This is a genomic window from Pengzhenrongella sicca, assembly GCF_017569225.1.
Taxonomy (GTDB): Bacteria; Actinomycetota; Actinomycetes; order Actinomycetales; family Cellulomonadaceae; genus Pengzhenrongella; species Pengzhenrongella sicca.
Genome location: NZ_CP071868.1, coordinates 3,598,417 through 3,618,403 on the forward strand (window position 1 = coordinate 3,598,417; position 19,987 = coordinate 3,618,403).

14 protein-coding genes are annotated in these 19,987 nt (G+C 73.0%); 3 read left to right on the top strand and 11 right to left on the bottom strand.

The window, feature by feature from the left end; all coding sequences use genetic code 11:
* Positions 1 to 78: 78 nt before the first annotated feature.
* The 3 genes from J4E96_RS16515 to J4E96_RS16525 form a co-directional block, all read right to left on the bottom strand.
* On the bottom strand, positions 79 to 783 hold the full coding sequence (locus J4E96_RS16515; protein ID WP_227423147.1) for a hypothetical protein: 705 nt from the start codon (positions 781 to 783) through the stop codon (positions 79 to 81).
* Positions 784 to 986: 203 nt separating this feature from the next.
* Positions 987 to 4,292 (bottom strand): LamG-like jellyroll fold domain-containing protein, encoded by a 3,306-nt coding sequence (locus J4E96_RS16520; RefSeq protein WP_227423148.1) that lies wholly within the window; start codon positions 4,290 to 4,292, stop codon positions 987 to 989.
* 228 nt (positions 4,293 to 4,520) lie between these two features.
* Positions 4,521 to 5,702 (bottom strand): oligosaccharide flippase family protein, encoded by a 1,182-nt coding sequence (locus tag J4E96_RS16525; protein ID WP_227423149.1) that lies wholly within the window; start codon positions 5,700 to 5,702, stop codon positions 4,521 to 4,523.
* A gap of 88 nt (positions 5,703 to 5,790) precedes the next feature.
* On the opposite strand from J4E96_RS16525, the gene J4E96_RS16530 reads away from it, so the two are divergent.
* From J4E96_RS16530 to J4E96_RS16540, 3 genes are all read left to right on the top strand, one after another.
* Entirely contained in the window at positions 5,791 to 7,173 is a 1,383-nt protein-coding gene (locus J4E96_RS16530) for an O-antigen ligase family protein (protein ID WP_227423150.1), read from the top strand.
* Entirely contained in the window at positions 7,170 to 8,198 is a 1,029-nt protein-coding gene (locus J4E96_RS16535) for a glycosyltransferase (protein WP_227423151.1), read from the top strand. Before J4E96_RS16530 ends, J4E96_RS16535 begins: the two co-directional genes overlap by 4 nt.
* 86 nt (positions 8,199 to 8,284) lie before the next feature.
* Positions 8,285 to 9,892, top strand: a complete 1,608-nt coding sequence (locus tag J4E96_RS16540) for a polysaccharide biosynthesis tyrosine autokinase (RefSeq protein ID WP_227423152.1) — start codon at positions 8,285 to 8,287, stop codon at positions 9,890 to 9,892.
* Between the two features lie 237 nt (positions 9,893 to 10,129).
* Here the strand turns inward: J4E96_RS16540 and J4E96_RS16545 are convergent, their stop codons facing one another.
* From J4E96_RS16545 to J4E96_RS16580, 8 genes are all read right to left on the bottom strand, one after another.
* A complete protein-coding gene (locus J4E96_RS16545; protein WP_406619925.1) occupies positions 10,130 to 11,314 on the bottom strand; it encodes an IS30 family transposase in 1,185 nt (394 codons plus the stop codon).
* 229 nt (positions 11,315 to 11,543) lie between these two features.
* Positions 11,544 to 12,992, bottom strand: coding sequence for a lipopolysaccharide biosynthesis protein (locus J4E96_RS16550; RefSeq protein ID WP_227423153.1), 1,449 nt, complete (start codon positions 12,990 to 12,992; stop codon positions 11,544 to 11,546).
* Complete coding sequence (locus J4E96_RS16555) at positions 12,989 to 14,098, bottom strand: hypothetical protein (RefSeq protein WP_227423154.1); 1,110 nt, start codon at positions 14,096 to 14,098, stop codon at positions 12,989 to 12,991. Before J4E96_RS16555 ends, J4E96_RS16550 begins: the two co-directional genes overlap by 4 nt.
* The gene (locus J4E96_RS16560; protein ID WP_227423155.1) at positions 14,091 to 15,425 is read right to left on the bottom strand and encodes an O-antigen ligase family protein; all 1,335 of its coding nucleotides are present in this window, start codon (positions 15,423 to 15,425) and stop codon (positions 14,091 to 14,093) included. The genes J4E96_RS16555 and J4E96_RS16560 overlap by 8 nt, the downstream gene beginning before the upstream one ends.
* Positions 15,422 to 16,258: a glycosyltransferase family 2 protein gene (locus J4E96_RS16565; protein ID WP_227423156.1), complete on the bottom strand. Its 837-nt coding sequence runs from the start codon at positions 16,256 to 16,258 to the stop codon at positions 15,422 to 15,424. Before J4E96_RS16565 ends, J4E96_RS16560 begins: the two co-directional genes overlap by 4 nt.
* Positions 16,255 to 17,025 (bottom strand): WecB/TagA/CpsF family glycosyltransferase, encoded by a 771-nt coding sequence (locus J4E96_RS16570; RefSeq protein ID WP_227423157.1) that lies wholly within the window; start codon positions 17,023 to 17,025, stop codon positions 16,255 to 16,257. The genes J4E96_RS16565 and J4E96_RS16570 overlap by 4 nt, the downstream gene beginning before the upstream one ends.
* A gap of 16 nt (positions 17,026 to 17,041) precedes the next feature.
* Positions 17,042 to 18,280 carry a glycosyltransferase gene (locus tag J4E96_RS16575; RefSeq protein WP_227423158.1) on the bottom strand — a complete coding sequence of 413 codons (1,239 nt, stop codon included), beginning with the start codon at positions 18,278 to 18,280 and terminating at the stop codon, positions 17,042 to 17,044.
* A gap of 68 nt (positions 18,281 to 18,348) precedes the next feature.
* Complete coding sequence (locus tag J4E96_RS16580) at positions 18,349 to 19,881, bottom strand: sugar transferase (RefSeq protein ID WP_227423159.1); 1,533 nt, start codon at positions 19,879 to 19,881, stop codon at positions 18,349 to 18,351.
* Positions 19,882 to 19,987 lie beyond the last annotated feature (106 nt).

A 19,987-nucleotide genomic window follows, 5' to 3' on the forward strand; every position in this document is an offset into this window, starting at 1 on the left:
CTCTCGGAACGGGCCCGGACGGTCATGGGGGTGGGTGCGGTCGGCATCGGGCTCATCTCGCTCTCCGGGCGCATCGCGTCATGCGGGAACATCGCCGGAGAAGATCGCTGTCGGCACCTCGGCGCCGTAGCTGACCTCGATCTTCACGGTGGATCCGGCCGAGTCCGGCAGCCGCATCACGTAGGAGCCGGTGCGAACTTCGCCCGGCGGCAGGATCCCGGACATCGGCGCGGATCGGGAGTCCCCGAGCAGGAGCTGCCCGGGCGCGTTCTCGGGTCCGTAGAGATTGACGACCACGTAGTCGAGGTCGACGTCGGCCGAGCTCGCGTTGGTGATCTCGACCGTGACGAGCATCGACGGGCCCGACCGCTCGCCGACGCCCTGGCCGACGCCGTCGACGCGGCTGGTCGTCAGGAGCCGGGCGGAGACGGCGTTGCCGAAATCGGCGGTCTCGGTGAGGCCGACGGCCGGCAGCTCGACTACCTCGCGCGGCTCGACGGGCGTCTGGTCGGGGATGTCCCCGTCGGCGGGCGCCGACACGGTGTCGGCGGGCGCCGTCTCGGCCGGTGCGGGCGTCTCGGTCGCCGTCGGCTCGGGCGTCGCCTCAGCGGTCGCGGAGGGGGTCGGGCTCGCGGACGGCGTCGCGGCGGCGGCGTCGCCGTCGTCCGCTCCCGCCAGGCCGAGCCACAGGGCACCGCCGATGGCGGCGACGCCGACGACCGAGGCACCGACGACCATGCGACGGCGTGGTGCCCGGCGCCACCACGAGGTGCTCCCGCTCATCTACCGACTCCCGACCCACAGCTGTGACAGTCGGTGCTGCTGCGGCCGACGAAGGAAGCGTAAGTGGACAAACACGACGCAATCCGTCACGGCAGGAAGATTCACCCGGTCGCCGCCACACTTCACCCGCGGATCTCCCGGGCGGCTGCTACGCGGCCACCTCGCGTGCGCGGCGCGCGTGCAGCGCGTCGCCCTGCGTCGCCTCAGCCGATCGTCGTCACCGAGAAGTCGTCGATCTGAACGGCCACGGGAACGTTCGTGGCGGAGCTCGACGCCAGCGCCGCCAGCCCCGTGTGCCCGCTGCCCTGGAGCGCCGCCGTCGAGTCCGTGGCGGTGACGTTCCACGCCGTCGGTTCGGTGCTGGTCGAGGCCCAGACCTTCCCGCGGAGCGTCGTGGGCGACGTGCCCGTGACCTCGACGACAGCCACGACGCCGGAGCCCGGCGTGTAGGTCAGGCCGGCCACGGTCACCTCCGGCGTGAGCGCGGTCTCGACCCCGGCCGCGGTCGTCCGCACCAGGCGCGCGGTGACGACGCCGTTCGCCCGGTGCGCGACCCTGAGCCGGTACTCGCCCCCGGTGGTGATGCGCCCGCGCAGCAGGAACCAGCCGCCGGAGCCGGCGGGGCGCTTGTCCCAGCTCTCCGTCACCTGGGTGCGCAGGCTGGTGCCCGTTGCTCCCGGCAGCCGGGCGCTCACGGTCGCACCGGCGGACGCGAGGGCGAGGCGGCCGGCGGTGCCGGTCACGCTCGTCGCGCCGGCCGTGGTCGCCCAGGCCCCGCCGAGGTCGGCGGTGCCGAGGCCGCTGTCGACCGTGCGGCCGAACGCGTCGGCGGCGATGCCGGGGACGGCCGGGGCCGTCACCGTGACGTCGCCCTGCGCCGTCGCCGTCGCGCCGCCGGAGTCCGTGACGGTGAGCGTCACGGTGTAGGTGCCCGCCGCCGCGTACGCGTGCGTCGCGGTCACTCCCGTGGCCGTGCCGCCGTCCCCGAACGTCCAGTCGTAGCCGGCGATCGAGCCGTCGGGGTCCGCCGACGCCGACGCATCGACGCTGACCGAGAGGCCGTCCGCCGTCGAAGCGAAGCTCGCCACCGGGTCCTGGTTGGTCGGCGTGCCGCCGGCGGTGGTGAAGTGCGCGGCCACCTGGGCGGCCGTCAGGGCCCGGCCGTACACCGCGACCTCGTCGATGTCGCCGGTGAAGTCGGGCGCACCCGCCTCGGGCCAGATCGCCGACGAGTCCCCACCGATGCGCCAGTACCCCCGGAAGGTCTGACCCTGACGACCCGTGCTGTGGGACCGCGACGAGACGGTGTCGGTCCGCGAGGCGCGCAGCGCCCCGTCGACGTAGAGCTGCTGGCCCGCGGACGAGAGCGTCGCGACGACGTGGTGCCATGCGCCGTCGTTGTACGCGCCGGGCGTGGTGACCGTTCGCAACGAGTTGGGGTTCACCCCGAAGGTCAGCCGACCGTCGGCGCCGAGCAGCACGTCACGGTCGTACAGGACGCTGTCGCCCGTCCTGGAGTCGCCGAAGCCGACGATCTTGCCGCCGGTGGTCGACGTCGTCCGGAACCAGGCCTCGATCGAGAACCTGTTGCTCGTCGTGGCCTGGGCCGATCCGTACACCCGCGACGCGGCGGTGCCCGCGAACTGGGCCGCGCCGTCGTCGTCCGCCGGGGTAAGCGCGCCGGCGACGTCGCGGGTGACCTCGGCGCCGACGGTGGAGTCGGCGAAGCCGGTCCAGTCTTGCGCGTTCCCGTCGGCCTCGCCGAGGCGCCAGTACCCGGCGGGGTTGTCGAGCAGGACCTGCTGCGCGTAGGCGCCGAGGACGGCCGTCCCGCCGGAGACCGTCACGGTCACGGACGGCGACGTGAGCGAGTTGCCGAACGGATCGCTCGCGACCACGACGTAGGTGTGCGTCGCTCCCTCGACGAGGCCCGTGTCGGTGAACGAGATCCGGGGCAGCTGCCAGGACAGGGACTGCGCGGTCGTCTCGTACACGGGCGTCGTCCCGCCGTCGCGGAACACCTGATAGGTCAGCCGCTCGTTGTCCGGGTCCGAGGTGGTCGGCCACGAGACCTGGACCGTGCCCGCGGCCTCGGAGGTCGCCGTCGGCCGCAGGGAGTTCGCGGACCCCTGCGGGCCCAGGTCGTTGGTCGACAGCGTGCTCACGGCCATCCGGACCAGGCCCTGCTGGGGCTGGCCGTTGACGGTGAGGAACTCCCCGCCGTACACGACATAGTCCGCGGTGCCCGTGACGCTCCAGCCCGCCTGGCCCTGGCCGGTCGCCGCGCCGGGCGTGAACGCGGGGAAGTAGTCGAGCAGCGCGGGAGCGCGCCTGCCCTGCCAGTCGGTCCCGGACGGGTGGGTCACGATCGGGACCCCGGGCGTGATCGTCATCACGTCCTGCTTCGAGAAGGCCTGCGCGTAGGCGTAGCCCTGGAACCCGGTCTTCTCGGGGTAGCCGCCGATGTTGCCGCAGAAGTAGGCGTGCCCGACGGTGTAGATCGCATCGCCGCCCGGGTTCGCGAACACCGAGTAGGTGTCACCGTGGCAGTCCTCGATCCACCGGACGGCGCCGGTCATGACGTTCGCCGCGAACGCGCCCTCGAGGTTCCCGGTCCCGCCCGCGGCCACCAGGATGAAGCCGGTGCCGTAGACCCAGGTCCCGTCCGACGACAGGCTCGTCACCCCGGCCTGGTAGCCGTAGTTCTGCACGACCTGGTTCGCGGCCCACGGCAGCACGGCGGCAGTCGTGGTCGACAGCGCTCCCGAGCCGCGCGCGGCGACCCCGGCCAGGCGCTCGAACCGCCCGGCGACGATGAGTCGCGTGTTGTCCGGGCTCAAGACCATCGCCTCGACCTGGGCGGACTGCGCCGATGCCGTCCACGACAGCAGCGCACCGGTGGTCGCGCTCACCGCGGCGAGCCGGTTGCGAGTGTTGCCGTTCGCGGTCGTGAAGTTCCCGCCGAAGTAGACCGTGCTCGCCGTCGCCGCGATCGCGCGCACGGCGGCGTTGGGGTTCGGGTTGAAGCTGGTGACCCGCTGGCCGGTCGCGCGGTTGAGCACGGCGAACCGGTTCTGAGTCGCCCCGTTGACCCGGGTGAAGTCGCCGCCGACGTACAGCCGCGTCCCGTCGGGCGAGGCCGTGATGACATACGCCGGCCCGTTCAGGGTCGGCGCCCAGCTGGTGATCAGCTCCCCGGACGCGAGGTCGTAGGCGAGCAGGTTGGCGCGCGCCGTCGTCGAGGTGCCGGCCGCCGCGCCAGCGGGCCGCGCCGTCGTGAACTGCCCCGCGACGTACACCGTCCCGCCCACGATCACCTGCGACCACGCCACGCCGTCGATCTGGACGGTCGGCAGCCCGTCCGCGGCGACGGTGGCCGGGATCCCCGGATCGGTCGGCGCGGTGTCCGCGACCGCGGGGCCCGCGGCGACGGCGAGACCGGCGGCAAGCAGGCTTGCGGCGGCGGCGGCCGCCACGACACGGCGGAGAGTGGGGAAATCGGCGCGCATGGCCAGCCTCTCGAACGGGCGAGACGGGAAGGTCGCGAGAAGGCAGACCGAGGCACCGCGCCTCGTCGCCCACCCGCATCGATCCACCGGGCCACAACGTCCCGACCGGGCGAGCATAAGGTGACGAACCCCACAGTTCGGTCACAGTTGGCACAATTCACCCGATAGCGACCTGGCGGCGTTCACCCGAACAGCCTCCGCGTGGGCCCGTAGGCCCCGGATGCCGGCCTAGCGGACGCTCCCGAGCCGGGCCACCGCCCGGACGAGCACCGCCGAGCGCAGCAGGTAGGACAGCCCGAGCCCGGCGGCCGCGCCGCCGATCCCCGCGCTCGCGGCGCCGGCCGCGATGGCCGGGATCATCAGGAGCCCGAAGACGGTGCCGTTGACCGCGACGAGCCGCTCGGCGCCCTGCCCCTGCAGCAGCCCCCCGAGGGAGGCCGCGAGCGCCATGAAGGGCAGGCCCGCGAGGCTCCACGCGAGCGCAGGCCCCGCACCGGCGTACGCATCGCCCATCACGAACACGACCAGGGGCTCGGCAACCAGCATGAGCGGGACGATCGGCGCGAGACTCGCGCAGAACACGGCCGAGAGCCGGAGCCCGAGCCGGCGCGCCGCGCGCGGCTCGAGGCGCGCCGCGTGCGGCGTGACGACCGCGCCGACGGTCTGCGGGATGAGCAGCAACGGCTGCACGAGCTTGGCGGCCGCGGCGTACAGCCCGGCCGACGCGGCGCTGAGCGTCGCGGCCACGATCGCGGTGTCGAGCGTTCGGGCCTGCGCGGTCACGTTGCTCACGAGGAACGGCCACGCCTGCCGCAGCACGTCCGGCGTCGGGCTGCGGCCCGTCGTCCGGTCGACGTCGAGGACGTGGCGCACGTGCAGCTGGCCCGCGACGGCGCCGAGGAGCAGCCCCGCGCCGTACGCCCAGAGCGGCTCGAGGCCCGCCCACATCCCCGCCAGCAGCGCGGCGAGAGACACGGAGCGGCGCAGCAGCATCGACACCGCAGGGGTCCGCGAGTCGCCGTCGGCGATCGGGACCCCCAGGAGGGTGTCGACGTTGCGCTCGAGCGCCAGGGACGCGCCGATGATCGCAAGCCCGACCGGCAGGCCGCCCCAGCTGGTCCAGGCCACGATTGCGCCGGCGAGGGCGAGGCCGGTGACGACGTTCGAGATCGTGTTCAGCCGCAGGGCGGCGGCGACGTCGGCCGACCGGCCCAAGGCGCGCGCCCGCGGCACGTAGGTGGACATGCCCAGCCCGGTGACCACCAGCACGAGGCCGACGATGCCGATGACGGCGTTCACGAGCCCGAAGACGCTCGCCGGCACGGCCCGGGCCAGCAGGATCAGCACCGCCGCCTGCAACAGGCTGCCGATCCCCCGCGACACGAGGATCACGAGGAACTGCACCCTCACGCGGCGCGCCTCGATGTCCGGTTCATGCCGCCGGACACTAGCAGCGTGCGTGCTAGCATCCGCACACCCTGAGCACCGGAGGCGCGTGATGATCGAAGCCGCCGTGCGCGAGCGGCGCGGGACTCGGCGACCCGCCGCCGACCGCGCCCAGCAGGTCTGGTACGGGGTCCAGGACCGCGCGCTCGCGGCGACGATCGTCGGCCTCACCGCGGTCGCGGTCGCCCTGGCCGGGGTCGCGGGCCTGCCCACCGTCCTCATCTACGTCCTCGCCGCGGCACCGATCCTCGTCGTCGTCGGGTCGCGGTACGCGCTCGTGATCCTGGCGGCCGCGATCGGCGTGCGCGCCCTGGTCGACAATGCCGGGCAGCTCGCGACCGGCGGGATCGCGGTCGCGCTCATCGGCCTCGCCCTGCTCGTGTCGTGGCGCGCGAGCTCCTGGCTGCTCGTGCTGTTCGGGATCTCCGGCTTCCTCGTCCTGTCTGCCCTCTACGGCGCACCCCGGTTTGGCGCGGCGGTGACGTTCGGCGAGGCGGTGCGCCTGATCAGCGCGCTGAGCGTCGTGCTCATCACGATCAACGTGTCGGGGCGATTCACCGCGTTCCAGCTCGCGCGCATCGTGCAGCTCGTCGGCTTCATCCCCGCGCTCGTGGCGATCTACCAGCTGATCACGGGGACGGGGAGCCAGATCGACGGCCTGAACCGCGCCGCCGGGACCCTCGCCCAGTCCAACCCGGCCGCGGCGCTGTTCGCGCTGTGCAACCTGGCGACCTTCGCGCTGCTGCTCGCGCGCGCCCCGCGGCGCGGGCTGAACATCGCCTTCCTCCTCGTGTTCGTCGCGGCGCAGGCCGCCACCGGCACGATCAGCGGCGTGGTGACGTTCCTCGTCATGGCGCTCGTGTACGTGTTCACGCTGCGGCACGCGCGCATCGAGCGCGTGCTCCTCGCGGTCGTGGGCGTCGCGCTCGTCGCGTACCTGGCCGCCCAGTCGGACGTCGGCCAGAGCCGGCTCGCCGAGTTCACGGGGCCTGGCGCCGACCCCCTGAGCAAGGAGAACTCGCTCGGCTGGCGGATCGAGGCGTGGGGCAAGGTGCTCGACTCCTGGCGCCAGCACCCGATCTTCGGCAACGGGGTCGGCGCCACGCGCGGCGACATCATCCTGGTCGGGAACATCCCGCACAACGAGTACGTCCGGATCCTCGCCGAGAACGGCGTCGTCGGGCTCGCCTTCGTGCTCGGCGCCGCCGCCGTCTTCGGCGCGCGCATGCTGCGCACGATCGGCCGGACCACCGACGTCGCCCCGTCGTTCGCGCTCGCCGTGCTCGCCGGGACGTTCGTCAACGCGATCGCGGCCAACACCTTCCTGTACTCGACGACGTTCTACCTGACGCTCTTCGTGCTCGCGGGGTGCTGGCGCCTGGCGAACGAGCCGGCCCCGGCCGCCGACCCGACCCCGGACGAGGCGCTCGGATGAGGGTGCTGCAGGTCCTGGACCCCCCGGACGGGACGACCCGGTACGTCGACCAGATCGTGCACGACCTGCCGGCGGACATCACGCTCGAGTACTTCACCTGGCGGCGCGCGCTCGCGGGGGGCTACGACGTGCTCCACGTGCACTGGCCGGAGCGCCTGACCCGCCCGACCGCGCGGTGGAAGCGCCCGATCGTCCGCGCCGCGCTGTGCGTGCTCCTCCTGCGGCTTCGGCTGACCCGCACGGCCATCGTCCGCACCGAGCACAACGTCGACCCGCACGAGACGGGCGACCCGGTCGAGCGCCTGCTGCTGGGCTGGCTCGACCGCTGGACGACGCTCGCGATCCAGCTCAACCCGACGACGCGTGTCGACCCGTCCCGGCGCAACGTGCGGATCCCGCTCGGGCACTACCGCGACCGGTTCGCGCGCTACGACCGGCCGGCGGCCGTGCCCGGTCGGCTGCTCTACGTCGGCCTGATCCGCCCGTACAAGGGCGTCGACCGCCTGCTCGAGTGCCTGGCCGAGGTGGCGGACCCGGACCTGACGCTGCGCGTCGTCGGCCGCCCGCTCTCGCCGTACTGGAGCGAACTGGTGACCGCCGCGACCGCGGCCGACGCCCGGATCAGCGCGCGGCTCGAGTTCGTCGACGACGAGACGCTCGTGGCCGAGGTGTCCGAGGCCGCGCTGGTGGTCCTGCCCTACCGCGAGCTGCACAACTCGGCCACGCTCCTGGTCGCGCTCTCGCTGGACCGGCCCGTGCTGGTGCCCCGGACGCCCAGCACGCTGGCCCTGGCCGCGGAGGTCGGGCCGGACTGGGTGCTGCTGTACGACGGCGAGCTGACGCCCGAATCGCTCACCGCCGCGTTCCATCAGGTCGGCGACTCCGCCCGCCCGGCACCGCCCGATCTCGCCGATCGCGACTGGTCCCGCATCGGCGCCCAGCACGCGGCCGCCTACCGATCGGCGATCGACGCCACGAAAAACCACCCGCTGCCCCCAGCCCGGGGTCCAAGGAGCCCGAGGTAACATCGGCACCCTGCGCACACTGCGCATCGCGGTCAAATGCGGCATCGTGCCTCGACCGGTGGTCCGCTGACGGCTAAGGGGAACCGGTGGAACTTCGCGACTTCTTGCATGTGCTTCGCCTTCACTGGGTGACCATCGCGGTCATGACGGTGCTCGGCGCGGGCGCGTGGTCGGGGTACGCGGCGTTGCAGACACCGCAGTACCGCGCGCAGACCACCGTGCTCGTCGCGACCGCGTTCGGCGACTCGGTCTCCGACCTGAACCAGGGCTCGTCCTTCAGCGAGCGCCAGGCCCAGACCTACGCCGAGGTCGCCCGGTCGCCGCTCGTGCTCGAGCCGGTGATCCAAAAGCTCGGGCTCGACACCACCGCGCGCGCGCTGCGCGGACGGGTCACCGCCGCGGTGCAGGCGAGCACCGCCCTGATCGACATCTCGGTGACGGACAGTTCCGGCCAGCAGGCCGCGGGCCTCGCCGACGCCGTCAGCGTGCAGCTCGCGGCCGCGGTCGGGCAGCTGTCGCCGCCGACGGTCGACGACACGCAGTCCGTCGTCGTGACCGTCATCTCGCCCGCGACCGTGCCCGGGGCGCCGTTCGCGCCCGACCTGCAGCAGGCCGTGGGCATGGGTGCTCTGCTCGGGTTGATCCTCGCGCTCGGCTGGGCGCTCGTGCGCACGAGCCTCGACACGAAGGTGCGCGCCGAGTCCGACCTGCGCCGCGTCACGGAGTCGAGCCTGCTCGGCACGATCACGTTCGATCCGACGACCTCCGGCAAGGACCGCCGGGTCATCGCCGCAACGCTCACCCGCCGCGCGGAGGAGTACCGGCAGCTGCGTACCAACCTGCAGTTCATCGACGCCGCGCACCGGCCGCACTCGATCGTCGTCACCTCGTCCCGCGACACCGAGGGCAAGTCGGTCACCGCGATCAACCTCGCGCACGCGCTGGCCGACTCCGGCGTGCGGATCTGCCTCGTCGACGCCGACCTGCGGCGGCCGTCGGTCGCCGACTACCTCGAGCTCGAGGGCTCCGCCGGCCTGACCACCGTCCTCATCGGGCGCGCGACGCTCGACGACGTCATCCAGGTGCCCGGTCAGAGCGGCCTGCACGTGCTCACGTCGGGCCAGATCCCGCCGAACCCGAGCGAGCTCGTCAGCTCCGAGCGCATGGCGCAGGTGCTCGACGAGCTCAAGAGCCGCTACGAGATGGTGCTCTTCGACTCCCCGCCCCTGCTGCCCGTGACCGACGCTGCCGTGCTCGGCAAGCTGACCGAGGGCGTCCTGCTCGTCGCCGGCGCCGGCATCGTCACCCGGGACCAGCTCAAGGACTCGATCGAGATGCTCTCAACCGTGGGCGCGCGCCTGTTCGGCCTCGTGCTCAACCGCGCACCCCGGCGCGACGGCGGCTCGCGCACCTACAGCTACCACCCCGCCGTCGTCGAGCTCGACGGCGCCGCCGCCCCGGACGACGCGCCGATCACCGCCGAGGCTTCGGCGTCGACCCCGGAGGCGTCCGCTCCCGAGGCGCCGGCCCCCGAGCCGCAGCTCGCCGGTGACCCGCCCCCGGTCCCCGCCCTGGAGACCGGGCAGTCCCCGGCGCTGAGCGATGGCTTCACCGCCCTGGACGGCGGCGACGATCCGCTCACGCAGACCAGCGCGGACCCCACGACGCGCCGGTCCTCACGCGCCGACCGCTGACCCCCAGCCGGCGAGGCTCGCTTCCCGCGCCCTAGCAGCTCCCACCCGCGCTGGCTCCGGGCGTTCGATGAGGTCCGAGCGAGCCCGCCGGCAGTCGCCCGTCGCCACGGCCGTCGCCGGCGCCGGCGGCCGCAAGGGTAGCTACGAGTGCGGGCGTTCTGCTCTTGAGCGCGCGCGTGTGCGCAATCTGCGGGTCCGACACCCGGCAAAGTCAAGGTGTGGGAGCAACGCCGGGGGTTATGCGGCGAGTAGCAGCTGGTTCAGCCGGTCGGCTGGGGTTTGTAGGTCCAGGGTCGGGCGGGGTCTGCGGTTCAAGGTAGCCGCAACTCGATGCAGGTCCGCGGGGGTATGTACGGCCAGGTCGGAGCCCTTTTCGAACCAGAATCGCAGGAGCCGGTTCGTGTTCTCGTTCGTGCCGCGCTGCCAGGGTGAGTGCGGGTTGCAGAAGTAGAGCGTCGCGTCGAGCGCGGTCTGGATCTGGGCGTAGTGGGCGAGCTCGGTTCCGCGGTCCCAGGTGATCGAGCGACGCAGATGTTCGGGCAGGCTGCTCATCTCGCGGATCATCGCTGCCGCGACCGCGCCTGCACTGTGATCGTCGGGCAGGTGCAGCAAGATCGTGAATCGGGTGCTGCGCTCGACCAGAGTGCCGATCGCGGTCCCGTTGCGGCCGATGATGAGGTCACCTTCCCAGTGCCCAGGGATCGCCCTATCCTCGACCTCGGCTGGCCGGTCACTGATCTTGAACGCCTCCTTGTAGGGGCTGCTCTTGTGCCGGTCAGCGGTATGGGGAACTCGCTTCTTGCGTTGCAAACTCAGCTTCTTGGCCAGGTCAGCGCGCAAGTTCCCGCGACTTTGGACGTAGAGAGCGCGGTAGATCGTCTCGTGGCTCACCTGCATCCCCTGATCATCGGCGAAGGTGAGCGCCAGCATCGACGAGATCAGCTTCGGGCTCCACCCGACGTCCATCCACGCAGCGATCTGCGCGCACAACGGCGCGTTCGCGACCAGCTTCAACGGCTTCGGCCGCCGCCGGGCCTGATGGGCCCTGGCATGGGCGAGCGAGGCGTAATAGGCCCCGTCCGGGCCCGCGTTGCGCCTGACCTCTCGCCAGACCACGGACTTGTCCCGACCGATCGCCTGCCCGATCAAGGCATAGCTCATGCCCGTGCGCCGGCCCATCTCGATCATCCCCCGATCGGCCAACGTCACCATCCGCTCGCTGGCGTCGCGATCCGTTCGTGGCCCCGGGTCAGCCAGACCACCCAAGCGCCCACTGCGCAGCTCCATCCCCCCAGCCTGGGCCCACCACCGGAAACCCGTGGCCCCAACAGCACCGACACGCGCAGAAGCAGCCTCAACACTCAGACCACCACAGACCAGATCCACAAACCGAGCCCGAGTGCCCTCAGGGAACTTGACCATCACAACGCTCCTTCAACAGGGGCGTTGCTCCCACCATATGAATCTGCCCCCGATCAGGGGACCGATCGCCCACACCAGCGCCGCATGGAGCCGAACGCCCACACTCGCGCTCTCGGCGCCCGACCTGGCGGGTCGTGGCGGGACGTCGGTCGCGACCGACCGCGCCTCGACCTCGGAGTTGTGGTGACGTCGACGGCGATTCCGGGACCACGACTCCCAGTTCGGCAGCTCAGCGCCGGACGGCGCGGCGCAGGAACTCGAGCAGGAACGCCAGGTCGCGGCGCACCACCGGGAGCACGAGGGCGACGAGGCCGATGACGGCGACCGCGGCAACGCAGCCCACGGCCAGCTGAGCCCACGCCGGACCGACGAGGTGGGTGGCCCCCCAGGCCGCCGCGGCGCTCGGGACGCCGACGAGGCCGACGGCGGTCACCGCCTTGATGAACAGCGGCCGCACCGACATGCCGGTGACGCGCCCGACGGCGATCAGCGACACGACCCAGTACGACGAGTACGCCACGAGGTGCCCGATCGCCACGCCCTCGGGGCCCCACGGGACGCCCGCGACGATGACGATCATCATCAGCGGCTGGCACCACACGTCGAGCCGGAGCATCGAGCCCGTGCGGCCAGTCGCGAGGAACAGCCAGTACGACAGCTGCGAGATCGAGCGGAAGACCCCGCCGAGGGCGAGCAGCGCGAAGATCGGCGCAAGCCCCTCCCACGTGTCGCCGAACAGGAGGCTGATCAGCGGGTCCGCGAGCGCGGCGGCGACGATGAGCATCGTCGCGGTCACGTAGCAGCCCACGAGCTGCGCGCGCCCGGCGTACCGCACGAACGTGTCCTTGTCGTCCTGCAGCTTGGACAGGATGGGGACCGCCACGCGCGTCAGCGGTGTGTTGATCTGGTTCAGGGGGGTCATCAGGAGCTGGTAGGCCCGGCTGTACAGGCCGAGCGAGGCCGGGCCCCACACCGCGCCGAGGGCGATGTTGTCGATGTTCTTGGTGCCGTACGACAGCGCCTGGGTGCCCATCAGCCGCACCCCGAACCGCAGGAACGGCCGGATCGAGACCGACCGCCGCGGCCGCCCCGGCACCCAGCGGCAGTTGACCGCGTTCACGACGAGGCTCATGAACGCGGCAACGACGGGCTGCGCCACGAGCGCCCAGAACCCGGCGCCGGCGAGCGCGAGGAGCACGGCCGCGAGCATGCCGGTGCCCTGCGAGATGACGTCGGAGGTGGCGAGCGACCGGAACCGCAGGGAGCGCGCGAGGTCCGCCCGCAGCTGCGTGTCCAGCCCAGACAGCACGAAGACGGCGGCGAGCGGGGGGACGACCTGGCTCAGCCGGGGCTCGTCGTAGATCGCGACGATCACGGGCGTGAGCGCGAGCGCGATGCCCGCGCACGCGGTGCCGAGCGCGGTGTTCGCCCAGAAGAGGTTCGACCGCTCGGCCTCGCTGAGCGTGCGCGCCTGGATCGCGGCCGTCGACAGGCCGAGGTCGCGCACGATCTCGGCGACACCGATCACCGCCGTCACCATCGCCACGAGCCCGAAGTCCGCCGGCACGAGCAGCCGCGCGAGGACGATCATCGAGCCGATCTGCAGCACGAAGCGGACCAGCTGAGCGCCGACTGAGACGGCGGTGCCCTTCGCGGCGACGTCGGAGAGCGCGCTCACCGGCGCACCCCCGGGCTCGGCTGCCGGAGCCGGGAGCCGGCCGCCCCGCTCGTCGCGAGCGCGAGGATGCGGCCGCCGAGCGCGTCGAGCCGCTCGCGCGCGGGCCGGACGCATCCCAGCAGCTCGACCCGCTGCGCGTCGATCTCGTCGATCCGTTGCACGGCGCGCCGGCTCGTGACCTCGCCCTGGTGGAACGCGACGTCCGCCGCCCCGACCGTCGCAAGCGTGCGCGCGAGCTTCTCGACCCCTGCGGTGCCGAACCCGACGGGCAGCGCACCCTCGGTGTGCCCCAGCACGAGGGCGTGCAGGCGGTCGCTCACGACCATCGAGGACCGCCGCAGCACTGCCCGCACGACCTCCTCGCGGGCGGCGTGGTCCTGCCCGTCCCACGCCAGCAGATCGCCCCCGAGCCGACGCGCCAGCAGCTCGGCACGCTCGGAGTCCCGCCCGACCTGCGGCAACGCCACGATGGTCAGGCCGCGGCTGCGCGCGGCCGCCCGGACGGCCGCGACCCACCCGTCGTCCGGCAGCGGCCGGTCGAAGCGCAGCGAGACGGCGAGCACGTCGCGGCCCACGAGGTCCGCCGCGCGCTCGACGTCACCCGAGGGCGCGCCCTCCGCGTAGGCCCAGTCGGGGGCGACGTTGCCGACGCCGATCGCGTCGCGGCTGGGGGTGTCGCGCCAGCTCACCTCGTCGCAGGCGGCGAGGCCGATCCGGACGGCGCGACCCCAGACCGGGTGCGGCGCCCGGATCCCGAAGCCGGTGTGCACCGCGTGGCCACCGCGCAGCCGCCCGGCGAGCAGCAGCGGTAGCGAGCCGAGGCAGTGCCGCGCGTAGGCCGGGTCGGCGTAGGTCTCGCCGGCGTTGTAGGCGTAGAAGCCGCCGCGCAGCAGGCCGCGCGCGAGCAGCGGGCCCCACGCGCCGGCGTCGGCCACGAGCCGGTCGCTCGGACCCAGCCCGAGCCCCGCGCGATAGCCGGCGGGCATCCCGACGACGTTGACGACGAGGTCCCCCGCCGGGCGAAGGGCGCGCAGCAGCCCGCGCCGCAGGACCGAGTCACCGAGATTGTCGACCTGCCCGCGGGCGGACACGAGGACCTCACCCATGGGCTGCCCCCGCCGGGGGCCTGGCCGACGACGCCGTCACGCCCGGCACGGGGCCGGCAGGGTCGTCGTCGGTCCGGTCGGCGCAGAGCAGCAGGCACAGCGGCACGAGGGTGACGGGCAGGAACATCATGCGATCGACGAAGCCGAGCGGGACCTCGAGCACCCCGACGGCGAGCAGCGCCGCCAGCCACCCCGCGGCCCAGGGCACGCCGGCGGCGGCGAGGCGGACGGCGCGCACCGCGGCCAGGGCGAGCAGCGCGAGCACCGCCACGGTGAGCAGGAGGCCGCCGGTGATCAGCAGCTGCACCCCCTGGTTGTGCGCGTGGTAGGCGTACCCGCCAAGGTCGGCGGGCGTGTTGGCGATCTGCTTGAAGTAGTCGGCGCCGTACCCCACCAGGGGGCTGTCCCGCCAGGCGTCGAGCGTCGCGATCCAGTAGCCCGCGCGGTGGGTGAAGCGATCGGGGTCGCTCGTGACGAACGGCACCACGAGCCCGACGAGCGCGAGCAGGCCGAGCCCCAGGCCCGCGAGCTGGCCGCGGCGCGGGAGCCAGGCCAGGGCGGCCAGCATGACGAGCACGACGAGCGCGGCGACCCAGGAGGTGCGCGAGATCGTCCACGCGAGCGCCAGCGCGACGGCCCCGAGCGCGACCCACCGCAGCGCGACGCGCCGGATGGCGAAGACCGTCGGCAGTCCGACGACCAGGAGCAGGCCGAGGTTGTTGCCCGTCGGCATCACCCCCGACAGCACGCCGGCGGGCCCGATGACCTTCTCCAGGCCGGCCGTCTCGAGCGGATACCGGCCCGCGTCAGGCAGCAGTGCGCCCAGGAGCAGGCTCACGAGCGCCGTCGCGCCCGTGAGGTAGCCCACGGTCTCGATCGCGGCGCGGCGCGGTCGCAGCGCCCAGAACGCGGCCGCGACCGCCGGGTAGATCAGGGCGGGCGCCCCGGGAGGGCGCCCCAGCACGACGAGCTGCACCGCGGCGATCCCCCACGGCGCGACGAGCAGGACGAGCACGCCCGCGGTGCGCCACGCGAGCGCGGGCAGGCACGCCAGCACCACCGCGGCGCACGCCAGCACGATGAGGCCGTTCGCGGCGGTCGTGACGGCGCTCGCGAGGCCGGTCAGCGGCGCGGCCTCCTGGTCGATCGGGGTGAAGCCCTTGCCCTCGGTGACGCTCTGGACGAGCAGCGGCCCGAGGACCCCGAGCCAGACGGTCACGATCAGTCCAACCTGCACCCGGTGCTCCCAGCCGGCCGAGATCCACCCGGCGCCGTGCTCGCGCGCCGGCAGGCGGCGCCGGCGGGCGAGGGCCTCCGGCGCCGTCACGGCCGGACCGCCTCGACGAGGCGATAGCAGGCGAGCGACGCCGTCGACCGCCACCGGATGCTGCGCGTCGGCCCGATCACCCGCCGGATGCTCGAGATCTGCGAGCGGATGTAGCGCCGGTCGTCGGTCGTCATGAGGTCGCCGTGCTTGGACAGGTAGGTCTCGATGCCGTGCACGCGCCGCTCGGTCTTGTCCGTCAGCTGCGGCCCGGCGTGGATCCGGTTGCGCACCAGCACCTCAGGGACGACGGCGTAGCGCAGGCCGGCCGCCAGCGCTCGCACGAGCAGATCCTGGTCGTTGGAGACGGTCAGCTCCGGGTCGAAGCCGCCCAGTCGGGTGAACGCCTCGCGGCGCATCACGAAGTTGCTGCCCACGAAGCCCGGGTTGCGCGCGACGACGTCGCCGACGCCGAGCCCCGGTCGCATCCGCTCCATGTGGTACGCGCGCTCGCCCGCGTCGGCGGCGGTCCAGCCCACCGCGAAGTCGACGCCGTCGGCCACGAGCGCGGGCACGACCGAGCCAAGGAAGTCGGGCTCCCAGGTGTCGTCGTCGTCGAGGAACGCGACGACGTCGCCGGTCGCGCGCGCGACGCCCGCGTTGCGCGAGGCGCCGGCGGACGTCCAGCCGGTGCCGCTCGCGTCGACGTAACGCACGGGCAGCGGCGCCCGGGCCGCCCACTCCTCGACGCACGCGCGGGTGGCCGGGGACCCGAGATCGTCCGCGACCAAGACCTCCGTCGGCGGGTGCCGCTGGGCGACGACGGAGGCGATGGCCTCGCCGAGGAGATGGTCGCGACCGTGCGTGGGGATCACGCACGACACGGTGGGCGTCACCTGGTGCCCTCCCGGGCCACGATCAGGGAGCGGGCTGCGATGTACAGGAACCGCGGACCGCGGATGAGGTAGCGCCAGGCGAGCCGGCGGGGCTCCTGGACCATCCGGTAGAACCATTCCCCGCCGAGGCGCTGGACGACCTTCGGGGCGCGCTTCTTGGTGCCGGCGACGAAGTCGACCGCTGCGCCGGCGCCGATATACAGGGCCGGCGGAAGCTCGGACCGCCAGTGCGACACCCACACGTCCTGCTTGGGCGAGCCCAGGCACACGAAGACCAGGTCCGGCTGGATCCGGACGAGCTCGTCGACGACCTTGCGCGACGCGTCGTCCTCGACCGAGGAGATGTAGGGAAAGGGGACGGCGACCACGTCGGCGTCGTACAGCTTGCGCAGCTTGTCGGCCGCGGCCTGCGCGACGTGCTCCTCGCCGCCGGTGACCGCGATGCGCCACCCGTTGCGGAGCGAGCGCTCGGACACGAGCGGGAGCAGGTCCGCGCCCGTGTGGCGCTGCAGCCGCGACGCGCCGAGCAGCTGGCCGAGCTTGACGAGGGGGAACCCGTCGGTGATCCGGATCTCGGCCTCGTCATATGCGCGCCGCAGGTCGGGGATGCGGATGTAGTTCAACGTCTGGTCGACGTTCGGCGTGATGACCGCGAGCACGCCCCGGGCCGGCAGCAGCGACTCGATGCGCGCGAGGAGCTCCGCCTGGTCACCCAGAAACAGCTCCCGCCCGGCGAGAGTCACGACGCCGGACGGATGCACCGCCATGATCACTTCCGGGCCGTCACTTCTCGGTGGGGAAGGTCGCATCGAAGATCCTTCCAACCAGTTCGGGGGCGCTGTAGGCGTCCGCGCTCTTGCGTACGACGTCCCGGTCATAGGACACCGCACTCATGATCGCAGCCGCCAGCAGGCCGGGGTCGCGGGCGCTCACCATTCCGTTGAGCCCCCGAGAAATGATGCCACCCGTATCCGAACCCTCGGTCACCACGGCAGGCAGGCCCGACGCGAGCGCCTCGACGAGAACCATCGGGAAACCCTCGTAGCCGGGGTGCGAGGTCATGAGGAAGACGCCCGACCCGCCCATCACCTCCGCGACCTCGCGCGGGGTCAGCCGACCCCGCAGCCGCACCCGCTCCGCGACGTGCGCGGGGAGAGCCGCCACCTTCGTCTCGAGGTCCGTAGCGAGCGTGCCCGCGCCGACGATCTCGAGCGTCCACGGGAGGTCGTCGCCCGCCTCGAGCAGCCGGCTGAAGACCTCGAGCGCGAGCGCCGGGTCCTTCGGCTCCTCGAGGCGGCCCACCCAGACCACCCGGTGCGGCTCGGCCGGCTCGTCGGCCCAGGCGAGCAGGGCCGGGTCGAACCAGGTCGGGGAGAAGATCGCGAGCTCGTTGTGCTCGTGCACGACCTCGGCGTAGGCGGGGTTGAACACGACGACGCCCGCCGCGCCGCCGACGACGGACCGCTCCATGGCCGCGTGCGCGCGCCCGGCGAACCGCCAGACCGAGTCCGAGGTCGCGCTCGTGAGCCCGCCCTCCTGGGTGTGGATGAAGTAGACGAGCGGGTGCCCGAGCAGCGTGCGCACGGCGAGCGCAGTGTCGGCCCGGTGCGCGTGGATCACGCTCGCCTGGGGCAGGCGGGAACGGTATTTGGACACCCCGGCCATGAGCCGCAGGGCGTGCGGGATCAGGCGTGCCTGATTGCCCGGGTCGAGGCGCGCGACCGGCAGGAACCACACGTCGCGGCCGCCGATCTGGTGCAGCTCCCACACGCCGAGCGTGCGGCCAGCGACCGGCGCACCGCTGTCCACACCGGCGATGGCGATGGTCATGCCGGCCGGCGAGTACGTGATCAGGCCTCGGATGCAGGTGTCGATCCCGCCGGGCGAGGGCCGGGCGGCGTCGAACTGGTGCACGATGAGGCAGTCGACCTGCTGGGTCGGCCCCTCGGGGGCGCTCTGGTCCACCATCTCGTCGCCGACCCCGTCCTGCGCCAGGCTTCGCGCGTCGTCAACTGTGGTCACGTTCGTCCCCCTAGCGGGCCTGCGGTCGGTGGTGCGGGTGCGGCGTTGCGCGTCGTGCCGGGCGGCATCTAGTACGCACCGGAGGGCTGGACCACGGCCCGCGCCGTCCGCCACAGGATCAGCAGGTCCATCCCGACAGACCAGTTGTCGACGTACCGCAGGTCGAGCCGGACCGACTCCTCCCAGCTCAGGTCCGACCGGCCGGAGATCTGCCACAGGCCTGTCAGGCCGGGCTTGACCCGGAGCCGGCGGTGCACGGAGTCCCCGTACGCGGCGACCTCCTCGGCGAGCGGCGGCCGCGGTCCCACGAGCGACATGTCGCCCTTGACCACGTTGATCAACTGCGGCAGCTCGTCGAGCGAGTACCGGCGCAGGACCCGACCCACCGGGGTCACGCGCGGGTCGTCCCGCATCTTGAACAGGACCCCGTCCCCGTCGCTGCTGGCCAGCAGCGCGTCCCGCCGCGCGTTGGCGTCGCGGTACATGCTGCGGAGCTTCCACATGGTGAAGGTACGGCCGTCGACCCCGACCCGGGTCTGGCGGTAGAACGGCGAGCCGGGCGAGGTCGCCCGCACCATGAGCGCGCCGACGCCGATGATCGGCGCCGCGATGGTCAGCAGCGCGACCCCGACGGCGCGGTCCATCGTGGCCTTGGCCAGCTGCCGGCGCCGGGGTGCGCTGACCTCGACCTCCAGGAGCGAGAGCCCGGCGACCGGCCGCAGCGAGATGCGCGGCGCGTGCACCTCGACGAGGTCGGGGGCGACGACGAGGTGGGCTCCGGCGCGGCCGAGCGCCCACGACAACCGCCGGAGCGCGTCGCCGCTGAGGCACTTGCCCGCCACGACGACGACCTCGATCCCGCGATCGGCGACGACCTGGGGGACGTCGGCGACGGCGCCGAGGATCGGCAGGTCCGACCGCGGCTGCACGTCGTCGAGCGACGGGACGCAGACGCCGGTGATGTGGTAGCCCTCGCGCGGCCGCCGCTGCAGGTCCCCGACGACGCGCTCGACCGCGGCGAGGTCGCCGACGACGAGAGTCCGTCGCATCGCGCTGCCGCGCAGCACGCGCTCGCGCTGAAGCAGCCGCCGGTGGGTGATGCGCGTCAAGCAGCTGAGCAGCACGAGCGTCGGGACACCGAAGAAGACGAGGGAACGGGAGATCTCGGCCATCGACGCGTAGCTCACGGCCATGAGGGTGACCGCGGCGAGCAGGCCAGCCTGCACCACTGCCTGGTACTCCCCCGGGCCGTCGCCGAGCGAACGCTCGTCGTAGCCGCGGTTGATCGCGATGCACGCGACGAACCCGACGGCGCCGAGGACGATCAGCGGGATCGTCTCGGGCTGGCGGCCGACGATCGCGAGCATGAAGCCGGAGGTCACCACGGTCGCGACTAGGGCGTCGAGCGCGACGGCGACGCGGCGGTAGCGGGCGACGGCGCGGGCCCACCGGTCCGCGCCGAGCTCGGAGTCGTTGTGCGGGGTCGACCGCACCACGAACGGGTTGGCCGAGGCCCACGAGCGGCGTGGGCCAGCGGCGCGGCCACGCCGGTCATCGGAGGGCTGCTGCCACTCGAGCTCGCGATCAGCCGTGAGCGTCATGTCGGTCTCCTCCTCGTTCCGGGGGCCGGGGTAGAAGAGGAGCGTATAGGCCCAGGTACGACCTGGTCTGGTCGATGTGTCCCATTTCACCCGTTCTTCCGGCATT

Coding starts and splice junctions, on each gene's coding strand:
- J4E96_RS16515 (WP_227423147.1), bottom strand. CDS start 783: ATGAGCGGGAGCACCTCGTGGTGGCGCCGGGCACCACGCCGTCGCATG.
- J4E96_RS16520 (WP_227423148.1), bottom strand. CDS start 4,292: ATGCGCGCCGATTTCCCCACTCTCCGCCGTGTCGTGGCGGCCGCCGCC.
- J4E96_RS16530 (WP_227423150.1), top strand. CDS start 5,791: ATGATCGAAGCCGCCGTGCGCGAGCGGCGCGGGACTCGGCGACCCGCC.
- J4E96_RS16535 (WP_227423151.1), top strand. CDS start 7,170: ATGAGGGTGCTGCAGGTCCTGGACCCCCCGGACGGGACGACCCGGTAC.
- J4E96_RS16545 (WP_406619925.1), bottom strand. CDS start 11,314: ATGGTCAAGTTCCCTGAGGGCACTCGGGCTCGGTTTGTGGATCTGGTC.
- J4E96_RS16555 (WP_227423154.1), bottom strand. CDS start 14,098: ATGGGTGAGGTCCTCGTGTCCGCCCGCGGGCAGGTCGACAATCTCGGT.
- J4E96_RS16570 (WP_227423157.1), bottom strand. CDS start 17,025: ATGGCGGTGCATCCGTCCGGCGTCGTGACTCTCGCCGGGCGGGAGCTG.
- J4E96_RS16580 (WP_227423159.1), bottom strand. CDS start 19,881: ATGACGCTCACGGCTGATCGCGAGCTCGAGTGGCAGCAGCCCTCCGAT.